Source organism: Sinorhizobium glycinis, from assembly GCF_001651865.1.
GTDB lineage: Bacteria > Pseudomonadota > Alphaproteobacteria > Rhizobiales > Rhizobiaceae > Sinorhizobium > Sinorhizobium glycinis.
The window spans coordinates 81,858-97,578 of record NZ_LPUX01000061.1 but is presented as its reverse complement, the minus strand read 5'-3'; the positions used below and the strand labels follow the sequence as shown (position 1 = coordinate 97,578).

Genomic DNA, 15,721 nt, shown 5'->3' with positions numbered 1-15,721 from the left:
ATTCATGTCCGCAGTTCCAAATCCCGTCAGAGCCCGCGCAGATACGGATTGGTACGGCGCTCCTCGCCGATCCGGCCGCCTGGGCCGTGACCGCAGATGAAGCCGACCTCGTCCCCGAGGGGCAGGATCTTGTCGCGAATGGAATCGAGAAGCTGTTGATGATCGCCGCCCGTCAGGTCCGTGCGGCCGATCGAGCCGTGAAACAGCACGTCGCCGACATGGGCGAAGTTCTGCGCGCGGTTGAAATAGACAACGTGGCCCGGCGCGTGACCAGGGCAGTGCAGGACTTCGAAGACGTGATCGCCGAAGGAGACAGTGTCCCCGTCTTCCAGCCATCGGTCCGGCAGGACGTTCTGCACCTTCATTGCCAGCCCGAAACGTTCCGCCTGGCCCTCGAGCCGTTCGAGGAGCGGCCGATCGTCTTTGTGCGGACCGATGATCTCGAGTTCCAGCGCCTCCTTCAATTCCTTGGCTCCGCCGGCATGATCGATATGGCCGTGCGTAAGCCAGATCGCCTTCAGCGTGATGCCGTTTTCGCGAACCGTCTGCAGGATGACGTCCACGTCACCGCCGGGATCGACGATCACCCCTTCCTTGGTCTCGCTGTCGAACAGCACCGTGCAGTTCTGTTGAAAATGCGTAACCGGGATGATGCCCGCCTGTAACATGCCGACCGTGCCTCGCTGTTGGATCGCAATTGAGCGGGAGATATACCGCCATCACTGCGCCACCTATAGCGGGATGTCGGCGCAGAATCAGCGCAAATCAGCGAAGCGCGACAACATCCGGTGTGTTGGCGTCCGGCGGCAATTGTACCGTGGTGAGCAACAGGACGGATACGGCAAGTTTCGCCGCTATGACAACAAGAACCAGCGGACGCAGCCGCTGTGCGGTAAGCTTGGCCTCGTCGACGGTCTCATACTGCATTTTTCCGGACTCCTGATTGATAAGCCCCCGGCGCCCCAAGCAACGCTCGGCGACAGCAATATGTTTCATGTTCACATTTCCTGATGTCACGCCGGGAACATCCGGGGCGTACGGTGCGTTTGGCCCGCATCATAGATGAGGAGCAAGACAATGAAGACCCTCTCCCCCCACCTGTTACGAGCGGTCGCGGCAGCGGGTTTGATCCTCGCCGCAGGTATTTCTACCGCCGCTGCGGCGATGACCGCCACGGCAGTGACCGATCTCAATGTGCGCGCCGGTCCAGGCCCGCAATATCCGATCGTCGGCCTTGCGGCGCGCGGCAGCACAACCGTGCTCGAGGGCTGCATCGAAGGCAGCCTTTGGTGCCGCGTCAATGCCGGCGGCGTCAGCGGCTGGGCCTATGCCAAATATCTCGCAGCCGACCAGAGCGGTTCGACAGTCGTGATTTCCGAGCGGCGCGCGGAGCTTGGAGTTCCGGTCGTGACCTACGAGACGACCGGCAGCACCGTGGCGACCCCGGCCGAGCCGCTCGAGTTGATAGGTCCAGTCGAAGAGGTCGACGCCGTCACCCCGCCTCCGGCCGTCCGCACCTACATCACCTCCAACCCGATGGACCCGGTCTATCTCGATGGCGAGGTGGTTCTTGGCGCCACATTACCGAACACGGTGGCCGCCAGGCAGATCCCGGACTACAACTATGAATATGTCATGGTAAACGGGCAGCCTGTTCTTGTGGAACCCTCCACGCGGCGGATCGTCTACATTTACCGCTGACGCTCTACTGTAGTACCCCGGGGCTTCCATTCGCAGCGCGTGCCGAACGCGCTGCGAAACTATTGCGCAGACATAGTCCCTCAACAACACCAGCACATCGGCCTATCATGCCCGCCACAGCAGAGCCCGAGTCCGACGCTGTTCCCCGTAGAATTGTGTCAACAAAGCTGACATATCCTCTATATATGTCGCGAGGTGCAATCTGCCTGAAAGGAAATGACTGCGTGGCCGGCCAATCCAGGGACAACAGCCAGTATACGACCGACGTCACCCGCAAGAGTGAGGATACGATCGATTTCGAGATCATCGAGTTGCTGTTCTTTGCCTATCGCGATTTCACCGGAGATCCGGACGCCATTCTCGAGAAGAGCGGCTTCGGCCGCGCGCACCACCGCGTCGTACACTTCGTCAATCGGGAACCGGGCATGACTGTGGCCGATCTTCTCGATACGCTGAAGATAACCAAGCAGAGCCTCGCCCGCGTCCTCAAGCAATTGATCGACTCGGGCTATATTCGCCAGGTGACCGGTCCGGAGGACAGGCGTCAACGCATGCTCTATACGACGAAAGAGGGACAGGCACTGGCAAGGGCCCTCGCGGAGCCACAGTCCCGCCGCATAGCGGATGCATTGGCGAAGACGGGTCCCGGCGCGCGTGAAATCGTCAAGCGGTTTCTCGTCAATATGAAGAACAGCGCCGCGGATTGATGCCGGGGATTCCGCCTTCGATTTATTAGGATAAGCGGATAAACCCCTGGAATCAGGGAATGGGGCAACCGCTGCGCATCTGCTTCAATATGCGGTCCCTCAGATTTGGGGGGAGAGGACCCGTTGGTGATCCGGATTGATTCGGTTCGATCGCAGCGGACCAAAGGGAAAACAAGGCTCTGCCGGGAATAAGGGTTTGCCAAGGATGATAGCCAAAGCGAAAGTGGCCGACGACGCGTCGCATCTTCTGATCGTGGATGACGACCGGCGCATTCGCGACCTGCTCAACCGCTTTCTGGTGGAGCAAGGATTTCGCGTGACAACGGCGGCCGATGCCAGTGAGGCGAGGCGAAAGCTCATCGGTCTCGATTTCGACCTCCTGATCGTCGACGTCATGATGCCCGGCGAAAGCGGCATCTCCCTGACGCAGAGCTTGAGACAGATCAAGACGGTGCCGATCATCATGCTGACGGCGCTCGCCGAGGCGAATTCACGCATCGAGGGCCTCGAGGCGGGCGCCGACGACTATCTGCCGAAACCTTTCGAGCCGCGCGAGCTCGTGCTCAGGGTCAACAACATATTGCGCCGAAACCACCCGGCCCAGGCGCCGAAGATCGATCAGGTGATCTTCGGCCCCTATACATTCTCGGTCGTGCGCAAGGAACTTCGCCGCGGAGCCGAGCACATACGGCTGACCGATCGCGAGCAGGAGATCATGACGCTGTTTTCGCAGCGCGCCGGCGAAACCATTCCCCGTCATGAACTGATCGGCGACGACGCCGAGGTCGGCGAGCGAACGATCGACGTGCAGATCAACCGACTGAGGCGCAAGATCGAGGACGACCCCTCCAATCCCGTCTGGCTGCAGACGGTGCGCGGCATCGGCTACCGATTGAGTGTGGACTGATCTGCAGCGCGGTGCGTCTTTTCAGACGCACAAAGGTCGCTGTAGCACTTGAATCGGCCACGAGTTAAGGAAACATGCAGTAGGCTCAGAGCGTGAAATCCGCTTCACAGCATCGGCCGTCCCGCTTTAACATAAGAACGCTCCGGCAACGACGCAGACAACGATGGCAAGCTTTGACAGCCTCAGGCGCGAAAGATCGAACAGCGCCGACAGCGCCTGGAAGCGCATCGCCCGCTGGCTGCGCCGCCGCCTGCCGATGGGGCTCTACGCCCGTTCGCTGCTGATCGTCGTCATTCCGATGGTGCTGCTGCAGTCGGTCGTCGCCTTCGTCTTCATGGAGCGGCACTGGCAGCTCGTCACGCAACGTCTCTCGGCTGCCGTAACCAACGACATCGCCGCGATCGTCGACCTGATCACGACCTTTCCGCAAGACGGCGACATAGACCAGGTCGTCCGGATCGCCCGTGACGAACTCGACCTCAACATCGCAGTCGAGCCGGGCGGCGAACTGCCGCCGCCGCGGCCCAAGCCCTTCTTCGAGATTCTCGACCAGATCCTCAGCGAAGAGATTTCGAACCAGATCCGCCGCCCCTTCTGGATCGACACGGTCGGCAACTCGAAAATCGTCGAGATTCGCATCAAGCTCGACGACGGCCGCATCCTCCGTGTTTATGCGCGGCGCAATCAGGCCTATGCCTCGAACACGCATATCTTTCTCGTCTGGATGGTCGGCGCGTCGCTCGTCTTGCTGGCCATTGCCATCCTCTTCCTTCGCGGGCAGATCCGGCCGATCCTGTCGCTCGCCAACGCAGCGGAGAGCTTCGGCAAGGGACAGAAGATCGATGACTTCGCCCCCCGCGGCGCCGACGAGATCCGCCGCGCCGGCCTTGCCTTCATCCTGATGCGCGAACGCATCGAACGCCAGATCGAACAGCGCACCGCGATGCTGACCGGTGTCAGCCACGATCTGCGCACGATCTTGACGCGCTTCAAGCTGCAACTCGCGCTAGCCGGCGACAATCCCGACCTCGACAGCCTCAACCAGGACGTCGAGGACATGCAGAACATGCTGGAGGGCTATCTGGCCTTTGCCCGCGGCGAGGCGGAAGAGGATGTCGGTCAATTGAAGCTCAGCGACCTGATGGCCCGGCTCGCGGCAGAGGCGGAGCTCTACGGCAAGACGCTGACCACCTCGATCGAGGGAGAGGACAATATTCGCGTCCCGCCGAACGCCTTCACACGTCTCGTCGCCAATCTGGCCTCGAACGCCTATCGCTATGCCGAGACGGTGCGCATCGAGGCACGCCATACCCCGAAATGGCTGACGATCACCGTCGACGATGATGGTCCCGGCATTCCGGAACACGCGCGGGAGGAAGTCTTCAAGCCCTTCTTCCGTCTGGATGAAGCGCGCAATCTCGACAGTTCCGGCACCGGCCTTGGGCTGGCGATTGCGCGCGACATCGCCCGGAGCCACGGCGGCAACGTCATCCTCGGCGACAGCCCGCTCGGAGGGCTGCGCGCCACAGTGCGCGTCCCGACATGATACCAGTTCTCGAAACCGCTATCGCGAATAGGCCGAGGTCAAACCACGCCGTTCATTGAAGCGTCGCCACGCCTCGATCCGGCGCGGATAACGCCTGCGCATCGCATCGAGAGGCGCGAGCAACCTGCCCTGCCGCCCCAGCGACACGTCGAGGATCTCGACGATGCGGCGGTTCGGCCAGGGCTTGCGCGTGATGGTCAGAAGCGCCGCGAAGGCCTCCTCCTCCCTGCCGGCACCCAGCTGATGCGCAATCAGGCCATAGGCAAAGGCCGTCGACCGGCTGACGCCGGCGTGGCAATGGACGAGAATCCGGCTGGACCGGTCATCCGCAACGGGTCGCATTGCCTCGAAGATCTCCTCAACGAGATCGGGAAAATGCTGCGTCGCGCCGGCATTTTCCTGGTCGCGAAGCCGCGCCACCCGATGGCTCACCTGGTCGATGATCGGCACGTCCCCCTCCGGCAGTTCCGGATCGAGCAGGGACAGAACATGGCTCGCACGCCATTCCCGCGCTGCGTCTGCCGCACGCCACAGGCAGGATACTTTGATGCGTTCCGGTATCGCTTCAACCTCGAACATCACGTGACTCACATCAGCCTTCTTCCGTTCGGAACCGGCTTGTCGGTCGCAGCCAGCACGATCGCGCCCTCTTCGTCTGCAAAGCCGAGGGTCAGGACTTCGGAGCGGACAGGGCCGATCTGGCGCGGCGGGAAATTGACCACGCCCAATACCTGCCGCCCGACAAGATCCTCTGGCTTGTAGTGGACGGTGATCTGGGCCGATGACCTTTTTATGCCGATCTCCGGGCCGAAATCGATCCTCAGCTTATAGGCGGGCTTCCGCGCCTCGGGAAAGGCTTCGGCCTCGACGATCGTGCCGATGCGGATATCGACTCGTTCGAAATCCGAAAATTCAATGACGTCCGACATGACAGGCCTTTTGAACAAAAAATCTGGCTCCGCCCGGATTACCGCAGTTCAGCGGAATTCGAAAGCTCGCGCAGGTCGGAAGAACCGTTACCCGTGCCCCGACCTGCTCGCCTCCCACGGCGGATGCGCGAACTGTTCGACGAGGAAGTCGACGAAGACGCGTACGCGCGGCGACAGGAACCGGCGATGCGGATAGACGACGCTGATCGGCTCGGCCTCGGCGTGATTACAATCGGTGAGCACTGGTTTCAGGCGGCCCTCGCTTATGTCCGGCCCGACGAGTATTTCCGACAAGCGCACGATGCCGATGCCGGCGAGCGCCAGCCGTCGCAAAGCCTCGGTGCTGTTGGCCTCGACGGAACTGCGGATTCGCATGGCCCGGCGCCGGCCACCTTCGTCGAATTCCCATATGTTGAGACGGCCGCGGGCGGTGATGCCGAGGCAGACATGCTTCTCCAGGTCCTCGGGCGTCTTGGGAATGCCGCGACGTTCGAGGTAGCTTGGCGCCGCACAGATGACCCGCCGATTGGGCGCAAGGCGCCGCGTCACCAAGGTGGAGTCGCTTTGCGCCGCCACCCGCACGGCCACGTCCGCATCACCGTTCACCAGATCGACGATCGCGTCGGAGAAATCCAGTTCGAGTTCGATCGCGGGATAGCGGCCAATGAAGTCCGGTAACATCGGCACGATCAGGCGGTGGCCGAAGGCGCTTGGAAGACTGACACGCAGCCGGCCGCGCGGCTCGGCGCCCGGTTGGATCGCAAGTTCGGCCTCGTCCAGGTCGCTGAGGATACGGCGGGCCGACTCCGCATAGGAATGCCCTTCCGCGGTGAGGCTGATGCTGCGCGTCGAGCGCTGCAGCAGCCGCACGCCAAGCCGTGTCTCGAGCCTGCCTATGATTTTGCTCACGGCCGAAGGCGTCATCCGCAGTCGCCGCGCAGCCGCCGAAAAGTCCCCCTCCTCGACGACGGCGAGAAATACGGCCATGGCATCCTGCCGGTCCATTGCGTCTATTCCAATTCGTCATAGATAAACGGAAAGTAACATGGATTATCGCGGCAAGCGATAGGCCGTATCGTTTGCTGATCGAGGCAATTGGAGATCACAGCGATGGACCAGCAAAGCGGCCACGTCCCGTTCAGCCACCAGCTCCACGCCCTGGCGCGCCGCCAACGCGCCGCCGCCGTTCGCCGCTTGTTACAGCTGGCGATCCGCTCTGCGCTCCGGCAGTTCTCCACTGGTGAAGCAGGCTCGACCGATGCCGGGCAATCAGTTCGCCCTACGGCGGCGCCTGAAGGGGAATGTCCTGGTCCTATGGCGTGCCGCGTACCTTAGGCGGCAAGTTCTTCGGCGCGCTTGCGCGCTGCCGCGATGGCCTTGTCGAAAAGCGGCTGCATGCCGTCCTCCGCCATCAGGATTGCGAGAGCCGCGGCTGTCGTGCCGCCCGGCGACGTGACGTTCTGGCGCAGGCGTGCGGCTTCGTCGGGGGACTGATGTAGGAGTTCACCAGCCCCCGCGACGGTTTCCCGAGCGAGCCGCATGGCAAGGTCCGCCTCGAGGCCGAGCTTACGCCCAGCCTCCGCCATGCACTCGACGAGATAGAAGACGTAGGCCGGTCCGCTTCCGGAAACCGCAGTCACTGTATCGATGTCGGCTTCACTGGCAACCCATTCGACCGCCCCGCTGACCTTCAAGAGGTCATGAACGAGCGCCCGTTGCTTTTCGGTCACGCGGGTATTGGCAAAAGCGCCCGTGACACCGCGGCCGATCATTGCCGGCGTGTTCGGCATCGCCCGCACGACCGCCGCTTCGCCGAGATGGCCCTCGATGAAACCGAGCGTCTTGCCGGCCGCGACCGAAACGATCACCGTGTCGGGACCGACGAGCCCCTTAAGCGGGGGGAGCACGGCCTCCATGACCTGCGGCTTGACGGCGAGAAAGATCACGCCCGCCTTGACGCCGTCGGGCACTGCCGTGGCATGCGCCACACCCTTGTCGGCGAGCAGTTTCTGCATGGCCGGAGCCGGGCCCGGATCGATGACGAGAACGTCGCCGCCGCTGACACCGCTCTTGATCCAGCCGCCGAGCATGGCGCCGCCCATGTTGCCGGCGCCGACAAGAACGATGGGCCCGGAAACGGCGATGCTCATCTCATGCCTCCCCTACGGTCGCGAACAGCACGGCATCCACGGCGCGCTGCGCATCCATGCCGGACCAGACCACGAACTGGAACGCCTGGAAGTAGGTTTCGCAGGCGTCGAGCGCGCTCGACAAAAGCACTTCCACCTGCCGGTTCGTCGGTTCGGCGCCACCGGCAAGCAAGAGAGATTGCCTGAAGATGATGACCTCTTCTTGGCGCCAAAGGTCGAAATGCCCCATCAATACCTGGCCGTTGATCTGCGAAAGCAGGCGGATCACCTCGTTGACGCGGCTTTCCGGAACCTTGATGTCGAAGGCGCAGGCAAGATGCAGCGCTTCGAACTCCTCCATCCAGGAAAAGGAAACGTGATAGTCCGCCCACCGGCCTTCGACCGTCATGGCGATCTCGTCTTCGCCGGACCGCTCGAAGGACCAGTCATTGTTGGCGGCGACGAACTCGATCATATCGACCGGGTTGGACTGGCGCTCGACTTCCATTTCCAAAAGGCTCATGCATCACCCTAAAGGCACGGCGTGACGGCGCACAGAATCACGTTCACAAGACGCAACGCTGCAAACCCACTACCGGATACCGACTCACTATGATTGCTGGACCTGCGGCTATCCTGGCTTACTTACCCTGCCCGAAGCTTGCGCGGCCCGTCTCGAATCATCATTTAAAATCAGTGTATAGCGGCAGAGTCACCCTGCCAGCCCCTGAGCCGAAAAATTGCAGGGAAGAACTCTCGTCGCCTTAGGATTTTGATTCAGCGGGGATGCTTAAACGACTCTGCGATAAGGATTTTTTGGCAGTGTCCACAGGTGGAAAACTTTTCAGCTTTTGTTAACCCTGAAGCCGACGCAGCGATTTGTCGCGCGAGCCCTCTACCGGCGAGTCGGCCGGCCGCGGAAATTGCCGCATTCCGCAGCCGCCTGAACCGCGCACGCACGCGCTCGGAGATTGAAATTCCCAATCGTGCGCACCGTCGGAGGCGGTCCTTCGCCCTGTTACTTGCCGGTGGTAATGTCGCCGGTAGCAGGCCCTGTCGCGGCGAGGCGCGCTTCCAGCGCCATGATGCGGGCGAGCAACGCGTCATTTTCCTCGCGCGCCCTGGCGGCCATTTCCTTGACGGCCTCGAATTCCTCGCGCTTCACCACGTCCAGCGAATTCAACCAGCCTTCAGCCTGCGCGCGAAAGGCCGTTTCGACCTCGCGCCGCACGCCCTGGGCCGCACCGGCAGCATCCGTCATCAACCTGGCAAGATCATCGAGAATGCGGTTGGCCCCTGTGCTCATCGTATGTGTCTCCGTTTCGCTCGCGCCACATGGGCGAGCCTTGTCACTTTCAGGTAGGGTCGTCGCAGCAAGGATGCAAGGAAAATAGGAGCGTGAGACGTGAAGAGCGGGACAGCCGCTTGACCCCGCCTGCATCGACCGTCATGTTCCGCCCAACCGATCGGCCCGGCATGAGAGAAGACCTTGGAACCACTTGTTACCCGCCTTGCCATTCTCCCCTTCCCCGAAATCGACCCCGTGATCTTCACGATCGGACCGCTCGCCGTACACTGGTACGGCCTCGCCTATGTCGCCGGCATCCTGCTCGGCTGGTTCTACGCCCGGCGCATGGTCCAGAACTCGCCGCTATGGCGTAACGATGCGCCCCCTCTCCATCTGGCGCAGCTCGATGATTTCCTGCTCTGGGCGGCCGGCGGCGTCGTGCTTGGCGGGCGCCTCGGCTACATTCTCTTCTATGATCTCGGCTCGGTGCTGCAAAATCCGGTGCGCGCCGTCGAAATCTGGAACGGCGGCATGTCCTTCCATGGCGGCCTTCTGGGCACGACGCTCGCCATCGTCCTGTTCACCCGCAGGAATGCCATCCCCGTCTGGAGCCTGCTCGATGTCGTGGCGACCGTGGCGCCGATCGGCCTCTTCTTCGGCCGCATCGCCAATTTCATCAATGGCGAGCTCTGGGGGCGGCTGTCTTCGATGCCCTGGGCGGTCGTCTTCCCGACCGGGGGGCCGTTCCCGCGCCACCCCAGCCAGCTTTACGAGGCTCTCCTCGAGGGCGTTCTGCTTCTGGTTGTCCTTGCCTATTTCGTCTATCGCCGCAAAGCCCTGAAGACGCCCGGCTTCGTCACCGGCGTCTTCGTCTGCGGTTATGCCGCGAGCCGCATTTTCGTCGAATTCTTCCGCGAACCGGACGCGCAGATCGGCTATCTTGCCGGCGGCTGGCTGACCATGGGCATGGTGCTTTCGCTGCCGATGGCTCTCGCCGGGATATGGGCCATCGCGCGGGCGCGCAAGGCGGCAGCCGCCGCCGCATAACTGGACTGGTGCATGACGAACCCCCTCGCCGACAAGATCAAGGCGCTGATAAGGACCAATGGGCCGATCAGCGTCACCGACTTTTTTTCCCTCTGCCTCGCCGATCCACAGTACGGCTACTATCGCGTTCGCGAGCCTTTCGGACAGGCCGGCGACTTTACGACCGCGCCGGAGATCAGCCAGCTCTTCGGGGAAATGATCGGCATATTCCTGGTTCACGCGTGGCAGGAGCACGGCTCCCCGACGCAGCCGATCATTGCCGAAATCGGCCCCGGTCGCGGCACGATGATGTCAGACATCCTGCGTGTCGTCCGGCGCCTGGCGCCTGAGCTTTACCAGGCCGCCGAAGTCCATCTCGTCGAAACCAGCGAAAGGCTGCGCAAGGTGCAGGCCGAAACCTTGGCCGGTCATGAAGGCAAGACCTATTGGCACGCGAGTTTCGACAGCTTGCCTCCCGGCTTCCTGCTTCTCGCTGCAAACGAGCTCTTCGACGCGATCCCGATTCGCCAGTTCGTCCGAACAGCACAGGGATTCCGCGAACGCATGGTCGGGCTCGATGCCGACGGCGAGCTGGCCTTTGCCGCCGGTATGGCGGGCATCGATCCTTCGCTGTTGCCGACAGCCGCGCAATCGGTCGCCGAGGGCACGATCTTCGAGGTCGCTCCCGCGCGTGACGCGGTGATGGCGGCTCTTTGCGAGCGTCTCCGCGCGAACGGCGGCACGGCGATCCTCATCGACTACGGCCATCTCGCGACCGGCTACGGCGATACGCTGCAGGCTGTCCGCAACCACCAGTACGATCCTCCGCTTGCCAATCCTGGGCGAGCCGATCTCACCAGCCATGTGGACTTCGAACAACTGGCGCTGCGCGCCAAGGCGGAGGGTCTGCAGGTGAACGGCCTCGCGCATCAGGGCGACTTCCTGGTCGGTCTGGGCCTGCTCGATCGGGCGGCGGCCCTCGGCCGCGGCAAGGATGCGGCGACTCAGGAAAGCATCCGTGACGATGTCGAGCGGCTTGCCGGCGCCGGCGCCGGAAAGATGGGCGAACTGTTCAAGGTGCTGGTCGTCAGCAGTCCTGAAGTGACCCTGTCGCCGTTCCGGAAGAAGGCGCGGTAGCGAGCCCACCCCTTGGCGTTCCGCGATTGACAGTCCTGGCCTGCCGGGCCAACATCGCCCGGCAAATCAGCGCAATCATCGGGCCGGACGCGCCCTCACTCCAACGAAACCAAGAAAAATCAAGGGCGAGAACACCAAATGCAGGACGACGCCTCGCTGTCACCCGTGCAGAGCCCACTCTTCGGCGCCGAGGCGGGGCCGGAGATCGCCCATGGCTATTTCACCCGCAAGGGCGGCGTTTCTGAAGGTATCTATCGCGGCCTCAATGTCGGCCTCGGCTCCAATGACGATCGGGAGCGCGTCGGCGAGAACCGTGCCCGGGTCGCCCGCTGGTTCAGTGCCGAGCCGCGACGTCTTGCAACGGTGCATCAGATTCATTCCCCCGATGCGATCATCGTCGACGATAGCTACGACGGCGCCCGTCCGGATGCCGATGCGCTGGTGACGGCGACGCCGGGCATCGTGCTCGGCGTGCTGTCGGCCGATTGCGGTCCCGTGCTCTTCGCCGACCGCCAAGCGCGCGTCATCGGCGCCGCCCATGCCGGTTGGAAGGGAACGCTCGGCGGTGTGCTGGAAAGCACCATCGACGCAATGGTTTCGCTCGGCGCGCACCGGGAGCGCATTGTCGCCTGTCTCGGACCGTCGATCAGCCGCCAGCATTACGAGGTCGGTCCCGAATTCGTCGAACGCTTCGTCATGGCCGATGCCGGGTACGCCCCCTTCTTCAGTCCGTCCGGCCGCAACGGCCATGCGATGTTCGATCTGCCCGGGCTTACGATCCGACGCCTCGCGGAAGCGGGCGTGACTGCGGAAAACCTCGATATCTGCACCTATGCGGACGAGGACCGCTTCTTCTCCTACCGCCGCACCACGCACCGGCAGGAGCCCGACTACGGGCGGCAGATATCCGCAATTTGCATACGGGAGGCTTGAGATGGCGCTTCACTTCGCCGAAGACGAATATGCATCGCGCCTGGCGCGGCTCACCGCCAGGATGCAGGAAGAAAAGCTCGATGCCGTGCTCCTCTTCGCCCAGGAGAGCATGTATTGGCTGACCGGCTACGATACCTTCGGCTATTGCTTCTTCCAGACGCTCGTCGTGAAGCAGGACGGCTCCGTGGTGCTGCTCACCCGATCGGCCGATCTGCGGCAGGCGCGCCACACGTCGAATATCGCGCGTATCGAGATCTGGGTGGATCGCGTCAACGCCGATCCCGCTATGGACCTCAAGAACCTGCTGAGCGAGCTCGACCTGCTCGGCCGACGCATCGGCGTCGAGTACGACACGCATGGCATGACCGGCAGGACAGCGCGTCTTGTCGACAATCAGCTCTCGACCTTCGGCGAATTGGTCGACGCCTCGATGCTGGTGAGCCGCCTGCGCCTCATCAAGAGCCCGGCGGAGATCGCCCATGTCGAGAAGGCCGCGAGCCTTGCAGACGATGCGCTCGACGCGGCCTTGCCGCTGATCCGCCCGGGCGGCAACGAGGCCGATATCCTCGCCGCCATGCAGGGCGCCATCTTTGCCGGCGGCGGCGATTATCCGGCCAACGAATTCATCATCGGCTCCGGCGCCGACGCGCTGCTCTGCCGTTACAAGGCCGGCCGGCGCAGGCTCGACGCCCATGACCAGTTGACCCTCGAATGGGCGGGCGTCAGCGCCCACTACCATGCGGCAATGATGCGCACGATCGTGATCGGGGAACCCACCAACCGGCACCGCGAACTTTACAGCGCCTGCCGCGAGACGATCCAGGCGATCGAAATGGTGCTCAGGCCGGGTAACACCTTCGGCACCGTCTTCGACGTCCACGCGAGGATCATGGATGAGCGCGGCCTCGCGCGCCATCGGCTGAACGCCTGTGGGTATTCGCTCGGGGCCCGCTTCTCGCCCTCCTGGATGGAACACCAGATGTTCCACGTCGGCAACCCGCAGCAGATCGAGCCGGACATGTCGCTCTTCGTGCACATGATCATCATGGACTCCGACAGCGGGACGGCCATGACTCTCGGCCAGACTTACCTGACGACCACCGACAGCCCGAGGCCGCTCTCGCGCTACGGACTGGACTTCATATCTGCGTAAGGAAATCGTCCTATGCTTTCCGGCGAGAAATGAGAGGAAGCGCGGCGGCCGGCTTTCCGACCGCACGCCGCGCCGACCAGTTCGAGCCAGACGGTGGGAACGATGCGTAAGCAGATCATGCCTATCGCAAGCCTTGGTCTTGCCGCAGCCCTTGCCGGTTGCAACACCACCGACGCCCTGATCCCGCAAGTGGACGTGGGCGGAGGGACTTTCCGCTCGCCACCGGTGACGCAGTCCGATCTCGAAGCCATGTCCACGCAGACCGCCGTGATGCCGGTGGAGAGCGTGCCGGCAAACCGCACGGCCGCCTTCGCAGCGCAGCCGAGCATTTCCAGCCCGCCGACGCAATACGCGACGAGCCACACCGACTACACGGATCCGGCCGGCACGCTCGAAGGGCAGGCCAGCCGTCTGGCCGAGGGCGCGGCACCGGTGCAGACCATGCAGCCCCAGCCGCCGCAGGCAGAAAATTCCTCGCCGCAGGCAGAAAATCCCTCGCCGCAGGCAGAAAGTTCTCCGGCGCAGGCAGAGAGTGTAGCATCGCCGGAGGAAGAAAGCCTGCAGCAGCCGCAGCAGCCTGAAGTCGCGAGTGCAGCGGAAGAGACGAAACAGGCCGCCGCTTCGCCGGCACCGGCGAAGACGGGCGCCGGCGGCATCCGTTTCCTGCCGATCATCGGCGCGCCGGTTCAGGCCGTCACGCCTCTCTCGAAGCAGCTCGGCGCCTCGGCCCGGGCGCAAGGGCTTGCCATCAAGAGTTCCACGGACACCACGAGCGACCACATCCTCAAGGGCTATTTCTCGGCACTCAACGACGGAGGAAAGACGACCGTCGTCTATGTCTGGGACATTCTCGACGGCACCGGCAACCGCCTGCACCGCATCCAGGGGCAGGACACGGTGGAAAGCAGCGCTGCCGAGCCCTGGAGTGCCATTCCGCCGGAAACAATGCAGGCGATCGCCGAAAAGACGATCGACACCTATCTCGAATGGCGCCGTTCCCAGCGCGGTTGACGCAAAGTTTTTAGGATAATAGGCGCTGCGGCGCAGCAATCCCCTTGCAATCACCTTCAAGGACGCTAAAAGGCGGCCGATCAGCTCTGACAACGGCCATCGCAGCGATTGCCCGCGATCGGAATGGCTCAGGGAATTTGCGCGGACAATCCTGCCGGACCGGACGGTGGCCGCGCCAGCTCAAGGCGGACCGTCTATGAAGGTTTTCGCAGGCAATTCGAACCGGCTGCTGGCCGAAGCGATCTGCAACTATCTCAATCTGCCGCTCGGCAAAGCCACGGTCAGGCGCTTCGCCGACCAGGAGATCTTCGTCGAGATCGGCGAGAACGTCCGCGGCGAGGATGTGTTCATCGTCCAGTCGACCTCCTTCCCCACCAACGATCATCTGATGGAACTGCTCATCATGATCGACGCGGTCCGCCGCTCCTCCGCCCGCCGCATCACCGCCGTGCTCCCCTATTTCGGCTATGCCCGGCAAGACCGCAAACCCGGACCGCGGACCCCGATTTCCGCCAAGCTGGTCGCCAACCTCATCACCGAAGCCGGGGCCGACCGCGTCCTCACCCTCGATCTCCACGCCGGCCAGATCCAGGGCTTCTTCGATATCCCGACCGACAATCTCTATGCGGTTCCGATCCTGGCGCGCGACGTCAAGGAGCACTACGACCTCAAGAACGTCACGGTCGTCTCGCCGGACGTCGGCGGCGTCGTGCGCGCCCGCGCACTCGCCAAGCGGCTCGACTGTCTGCTGGCGATCGTCGACAAGCGTCGCGATCGCCCCGGTGAATCGGAGGTCATGAACGTCATCGGTGACGTCCACGGCAAGGACTGCATCCTGATCGACGACATCGTCGACTCCGGCGGCACGCTCTGCAACGCCGCCGAGGCGCTGCTCAAGAACGGCGCCACCAGCGTCACCGCCTATATCACCCATGGCGTGCTTTCCGGCGGCGCCGTCGCCCGCGTCACCTCCTCGATGCTGAAGGAACTGGTGATCACCGATTCCATCCAGCCGACGACCGCGGTGCAGTCGGCCCACAACATCCGCGTGATCTCGACCGCCGGCCTGATCGGCGAAGCGATCAGCCGCACCAGCCAGGAAGAATCGGTTTCGAGCCTCTTTGACTAACTGACACGGGGGAGCTTGGGATTAGGATTCCCAATGCAGACCGCGTCGGATAGCATCACCGTCTCTATTTGGGCCTTTCAGCCAATGGCCGCCTCGGGCGAGCCACCGACCTGCAACCGTGCCGA

General features: G+C 63.0%; 18 protein-coding genes. 10 read left to right on the top strand and 8 right to left on the bottom strand.

All coding sequences use genetic code 11. The features are described from left to right. Positions 1-26: 26 nt before the first annotated feature. Both AU381_RS16035 and AU381_RS30320 read right to left on the bottom strand, forming a co-directional pair. Positions 27-668 carry an MBL fold metallo-hydrolase gene (locus tag AU381_RS16035; RefSeq protein WP_064242747.1) on the bottom strand — a complete coding sequence of 214 codons (642 nt, stop codon included), beginning with the start codon at positions 666-668 and terminating at the stop codon, positions 27-29. Positions 669-765: 97 nt separating this feature from the next. Beyond that, positions 766-927: a hypothetical protein gene (locus AU381_RS30320; protein ID WP_164476196.1), complete on the bottom strand. Its 162-nt coding sequence runs from the start codon at positions 925-927 to the stop codon at positions 766-768. A 150-nt stretch (positions 928-1,077) separates the two neighbouring features. Between AU381_RS30320 and AU381_RS16025 the strand changes: the two genes are divergently transcribed. The 4 genes from AU381_RS16025 (at position 1,078) to AU381_RS16010 (ending at position 4,861) form a co-directional block, all read left to right on the top strand. Then, on the top strand, positions 1,078-1,701 hold the full coding sequence (locus AU381_RS16025) for a DUF1236 domain-containing protein (protein ID WP_064242745.1): 624 nt from the start codon (positions 1,078-1,080) through the stop codon (positions 1,699-1,701). 185 nt (positions 1,702-1,886) lie between these two features. Further along, positions 1,887-2,408, top strand: coding sequence for a MarR family winged helix-turn-helix transcriptional regulator (locus AU381_RS16020; protein ID WP_174552528.1), 522 nt, complete (start codon positions 1,887-1,889; stop codon positions 2,406-2,408). Positions 2,409-2,613: 205 nt separating this feature from the next. Further along, positions 2,614-3,315 (top strand): response regulator, encoded by a 702-nt coding sequence (locus tag AU381_RS16015; protein WP_064242743.1) that lies wholly within the window; start codon positions 2,614-2,616, stop codon positions 3,313-3,315. 163 nt (positions 3,316-3,478) lie between these two features. After that, complete coding sequence (locus AU381_RS16010; RefSeq protein ID WP_064242742.1) at positions 3,479-4,861, top strand: ATP-binding protein; 1,383 nt, start codon at positions 3,479-3,481, stop codon at positions 4,859-4,861. An 18-nt stretch (positions 4,862-4,879) separates the two neighbouring features. Here the strand turns inward: AU381_RS16010 and AU381_RS16005 are convergent, their stop codons facing one another. The 6 genes from AU381_RS16005 to AU381_RS15980 form a co-directional block, all read right to left on the bottom strand. Further along, entirely contained in the window at positions 4,880-5,452 is a 573-nt protein-coding gene (locus tag AU381_RS16005) for a protein tyrosine phosphatase (RefSeq protein WP_244520076.1), read from the bottom strand. After that, a complete protein-coding gene (locus tag AU381_RS16000; protein ID WP_064242740.1) occupies positions 5,449-5,790 on the bottom strand; it encodes a tRNA-binding protein in 342 nt (113 codons plus the stop codon). Before AU381_RS16000 ends, AU381_RS16005 begins: the two co-directional genes overlap by 4 nt. An 87-nt stretch (positions 5,791-5,877) precedes the next feature. Then, positions 5,878-6,795 carry a LysR family transcriptional regulator gene (locus AU381_RS15995; protein WP_064242739.1) on the bottom strand — a complete coding sequence of 306 codons (918 nt, stop codon included), beginning with the start codon at positions 6,793-6,795 and terminating at the stop codon, positions 5,878-5,880. Positions 6,796-7,121: 326 nt separating this feature from the next. Continuing rightward, complete coding sequence (gene proC / locus AU381_RS15990; RefSeq protein WP_064242738.1) at positions 7,122-7,940, bottom strand: pyrroline-5-carboxylate reductase; 819 nt, start codon at positions 7,938-7,940, stop codon at positions 7,122-7,124. Position 7,941: 1 nt separating this feature from the next. After that, entirely contained in the window at positions 7,942-8,442 is a 501-nt protein-coding gene (locus AU381_RS15985; RefSeq protein WP_064242737.1) for a type III secretion system chaperone family protein, read from the bottom strand. Positions 8,443-8,937: 495 nt separating this feature from the next. Further along, positions 8,938-9,225, bottom strand: coding sequence for an accessory factor UbiK family protein (locus tag AU381_RS15980; RefSeq protein WP_064242736.1), 288 nt, complete (start codon positions 9,223-9,225; stop codon positions 8,938-8,940). Between the two features lie 183 nt (positions 9,226-9,408). Between AU381_RS15980 and lgt the strand changes: the two genes are divergently transcribed. The 6 genes from lgt (at position 9,409) to AU381_RS15950 (ending at position 15,596) form a co-directional block, all read left to right on the top strand. Then, positions 9,409-10,254: a prolipoprotein diacylglyceryl transferase gene (gene lgt, locus AU381_RS15975; protein ID WP_064242735.1), complete on the top strand. Its 846-nt coding sequence runs from the start codon at positions 9,409-9,411 to the stop codon at positions 10,252-10,254. A gap of 12 nt (positions 10,255-10,266) precedes the next feature. Continuing rightward, positions 10,267-11,370, top strand: a complete 1,104-nt coding sequence (locus AU381_RS15970; protein WP_064242734.1) for a class I SAM-dependent methyltransferase — start codon at positions 10,267-10,269, stop codon at positions 11,368-11,370. 138 nt (positions 11,371-11,508) lie between these two features. Continuing rightward, positions 11,509-12,303: a peptidoglycan editing factor PgeF gene (gene pgeF / locus AU381_RS15965; RefSeq protein ID WP_064242733.1), complete on the top strand. Its 795-nt coding sequence runs from the start codon at positions 11,509-11,511 to the stop codon at positions 12,301-12,303. Position 12,304: 1 nt separating this feature from the next. Then, on the top strand, positions 12,305-13,456 hold the full coding sequence (locus tag AU381_RS15960; protein ID WP_064242732.1) for a M24 family metallopeptidase: 1,152 nt from the start codon (positions 12,305-12,307) through the stop codon (positions 13,454-13,456). Positions 13,457-13,558: 102 nt separating this feature from the next. Further along, on the top strand, positions 13,559-14,467 hold the full coding sequence (locus AU381_RS15955; RefSeq protein ID WP_064242731.1) for a hypothetical protein: 909 nt from the start codon (positions 13,559-13,561) through the stop codon (positions 14,465-14,467). Positions 14,468-14,663: 196 nt separating this feature from the next. Next, the gene (locus tag AU381_RS15950) at positions 14,664-15,596 is read left to right on the top strand and encodes a ribose-phosphate pyrophosphokinase (protein ID WP_064242730.1); all 933 of its coding nucleotides are present in this window, start codon (positions 14,664-14,666) and stop codon (positions 15,594-15,596) included. Positions 15,597-15,721 lie beyond the last annotated feature (125 nt).

Excerpts from the sequence above, each read along its gene's own strand:
- AU381_RS16035 (WP_064242747.1), bottom strand. The coding sequence starts at position 668 with ATGTTACAGGCGGGCATCATCCCGGTTACGCATTTTCAACAGAACTGC.
- AU381_RS30320 (WP_164476196.1), bottom strand. The coding sequence starts at position 927 with ATGCAGTATGAGACCGTCGACGAGGCCAAGCTTACCGCACAGCGGCTG.
- AU381_RS16025 (WP_064242745.1), top strand. The coding sequence starts at position 1,078 with ATGAAGACCCTCTCCCCCCACCTGTTACGAGCGGTCGCGGCAGCGGGT.
- AU381_RS16020 (WP_174552528.1), top strand. The coding sequence starts at position 1,887 with ATGTCGCGAGGTGCAATCTGCCTGAAAGGAAATGACTGCGTGGCCGGC.
- AU381_RS16015 (WP_064242743.1), top strand. The coding sequence starts at position 2,614 with ATGATAGCCAAAGCGAAAGTGGCCGACGACGCGTCGCATCTTCTGATC.
- AU381_RS16010 (WP_064242742.1), top strand. The coding sequence starts at position 3,479 with ATGGCAAGCTTTGACAGCCTCAGGCGCGAAAGATCGAACAGCGCCGAC.
- AU381_RS16000 (WP_064242740.1), bottom strand. The coding sequence starts at position 5,790 with ATGTCGGACGTCATTGAATTTTCGGATTTCGAACGAGTCGATATCCGC.
- AU381_RS15995 (WP_064242739.1), bottom strand. The coding sequence starts at position 6,795 with ATGGACCGGCAGGATGCCATGGCCGTATTTCTCGCCGTCGTCGAGGAG.
- proC (WP_064242738.1), bottom strand. The coding sequence starts at position 7,940 with ATGAGCATCGCCGTTTCCGGGCCCATCGTTCTTGTCGGCGCCGGCAAC.
- AU381_RS15985 (WP_064242737.1), bottom strand. The coding sequence starts at position 8,442 with ATGAGCCTTTTGGAAATGGAAGTCGAGCGCCAGTCCAACCCGGTCGAT.
- AU381_RS15980 (WP_064242736.1), bottom strand. The coding sequence starts at position 9,225 with ATGAGCACAGGGGCCAACCGCATTCTCGATGATCTTGCCAGGTTGATG.
- AU381_RS15970 (WP_064242734.1), top strand. The coding sequence starts at position 10,267 with ATGACGAACCCCCTCGCCGACAAGATCAAGGCGCTGATAAGGACCAAT.
- pgeF (WP_064242733.1), top strand. The coding sequence starts at position 11,509 with ATGCAGGACGACGCCTCGCTGTCACCCGTGCAGAGCCCACTCTTCGGC.
- AU381_RS15960 (WP_064242732.1), top strand. The coding sequence starts at position 12,305 with ATGGCGCTTCACTTCGCCGAAGACGAATATGCATCGCGCCTGGCGCGG.
- AU381_RS15955 (WP_064242731.1), top strand. The coding sequence starts at position 13,559 with ATGCGTAAGCAGATCATGCCTATCGCAAGCCTTGGTCTTGCCGCAGCC.
- AU381_RS15950 (WP_064242730.1), top strand. The coding sequence starts at position 14,664 with ATGAAGGTTTTCGCAGGCAATTCGAACCGGCTGCTGGCCGAAGCGATC.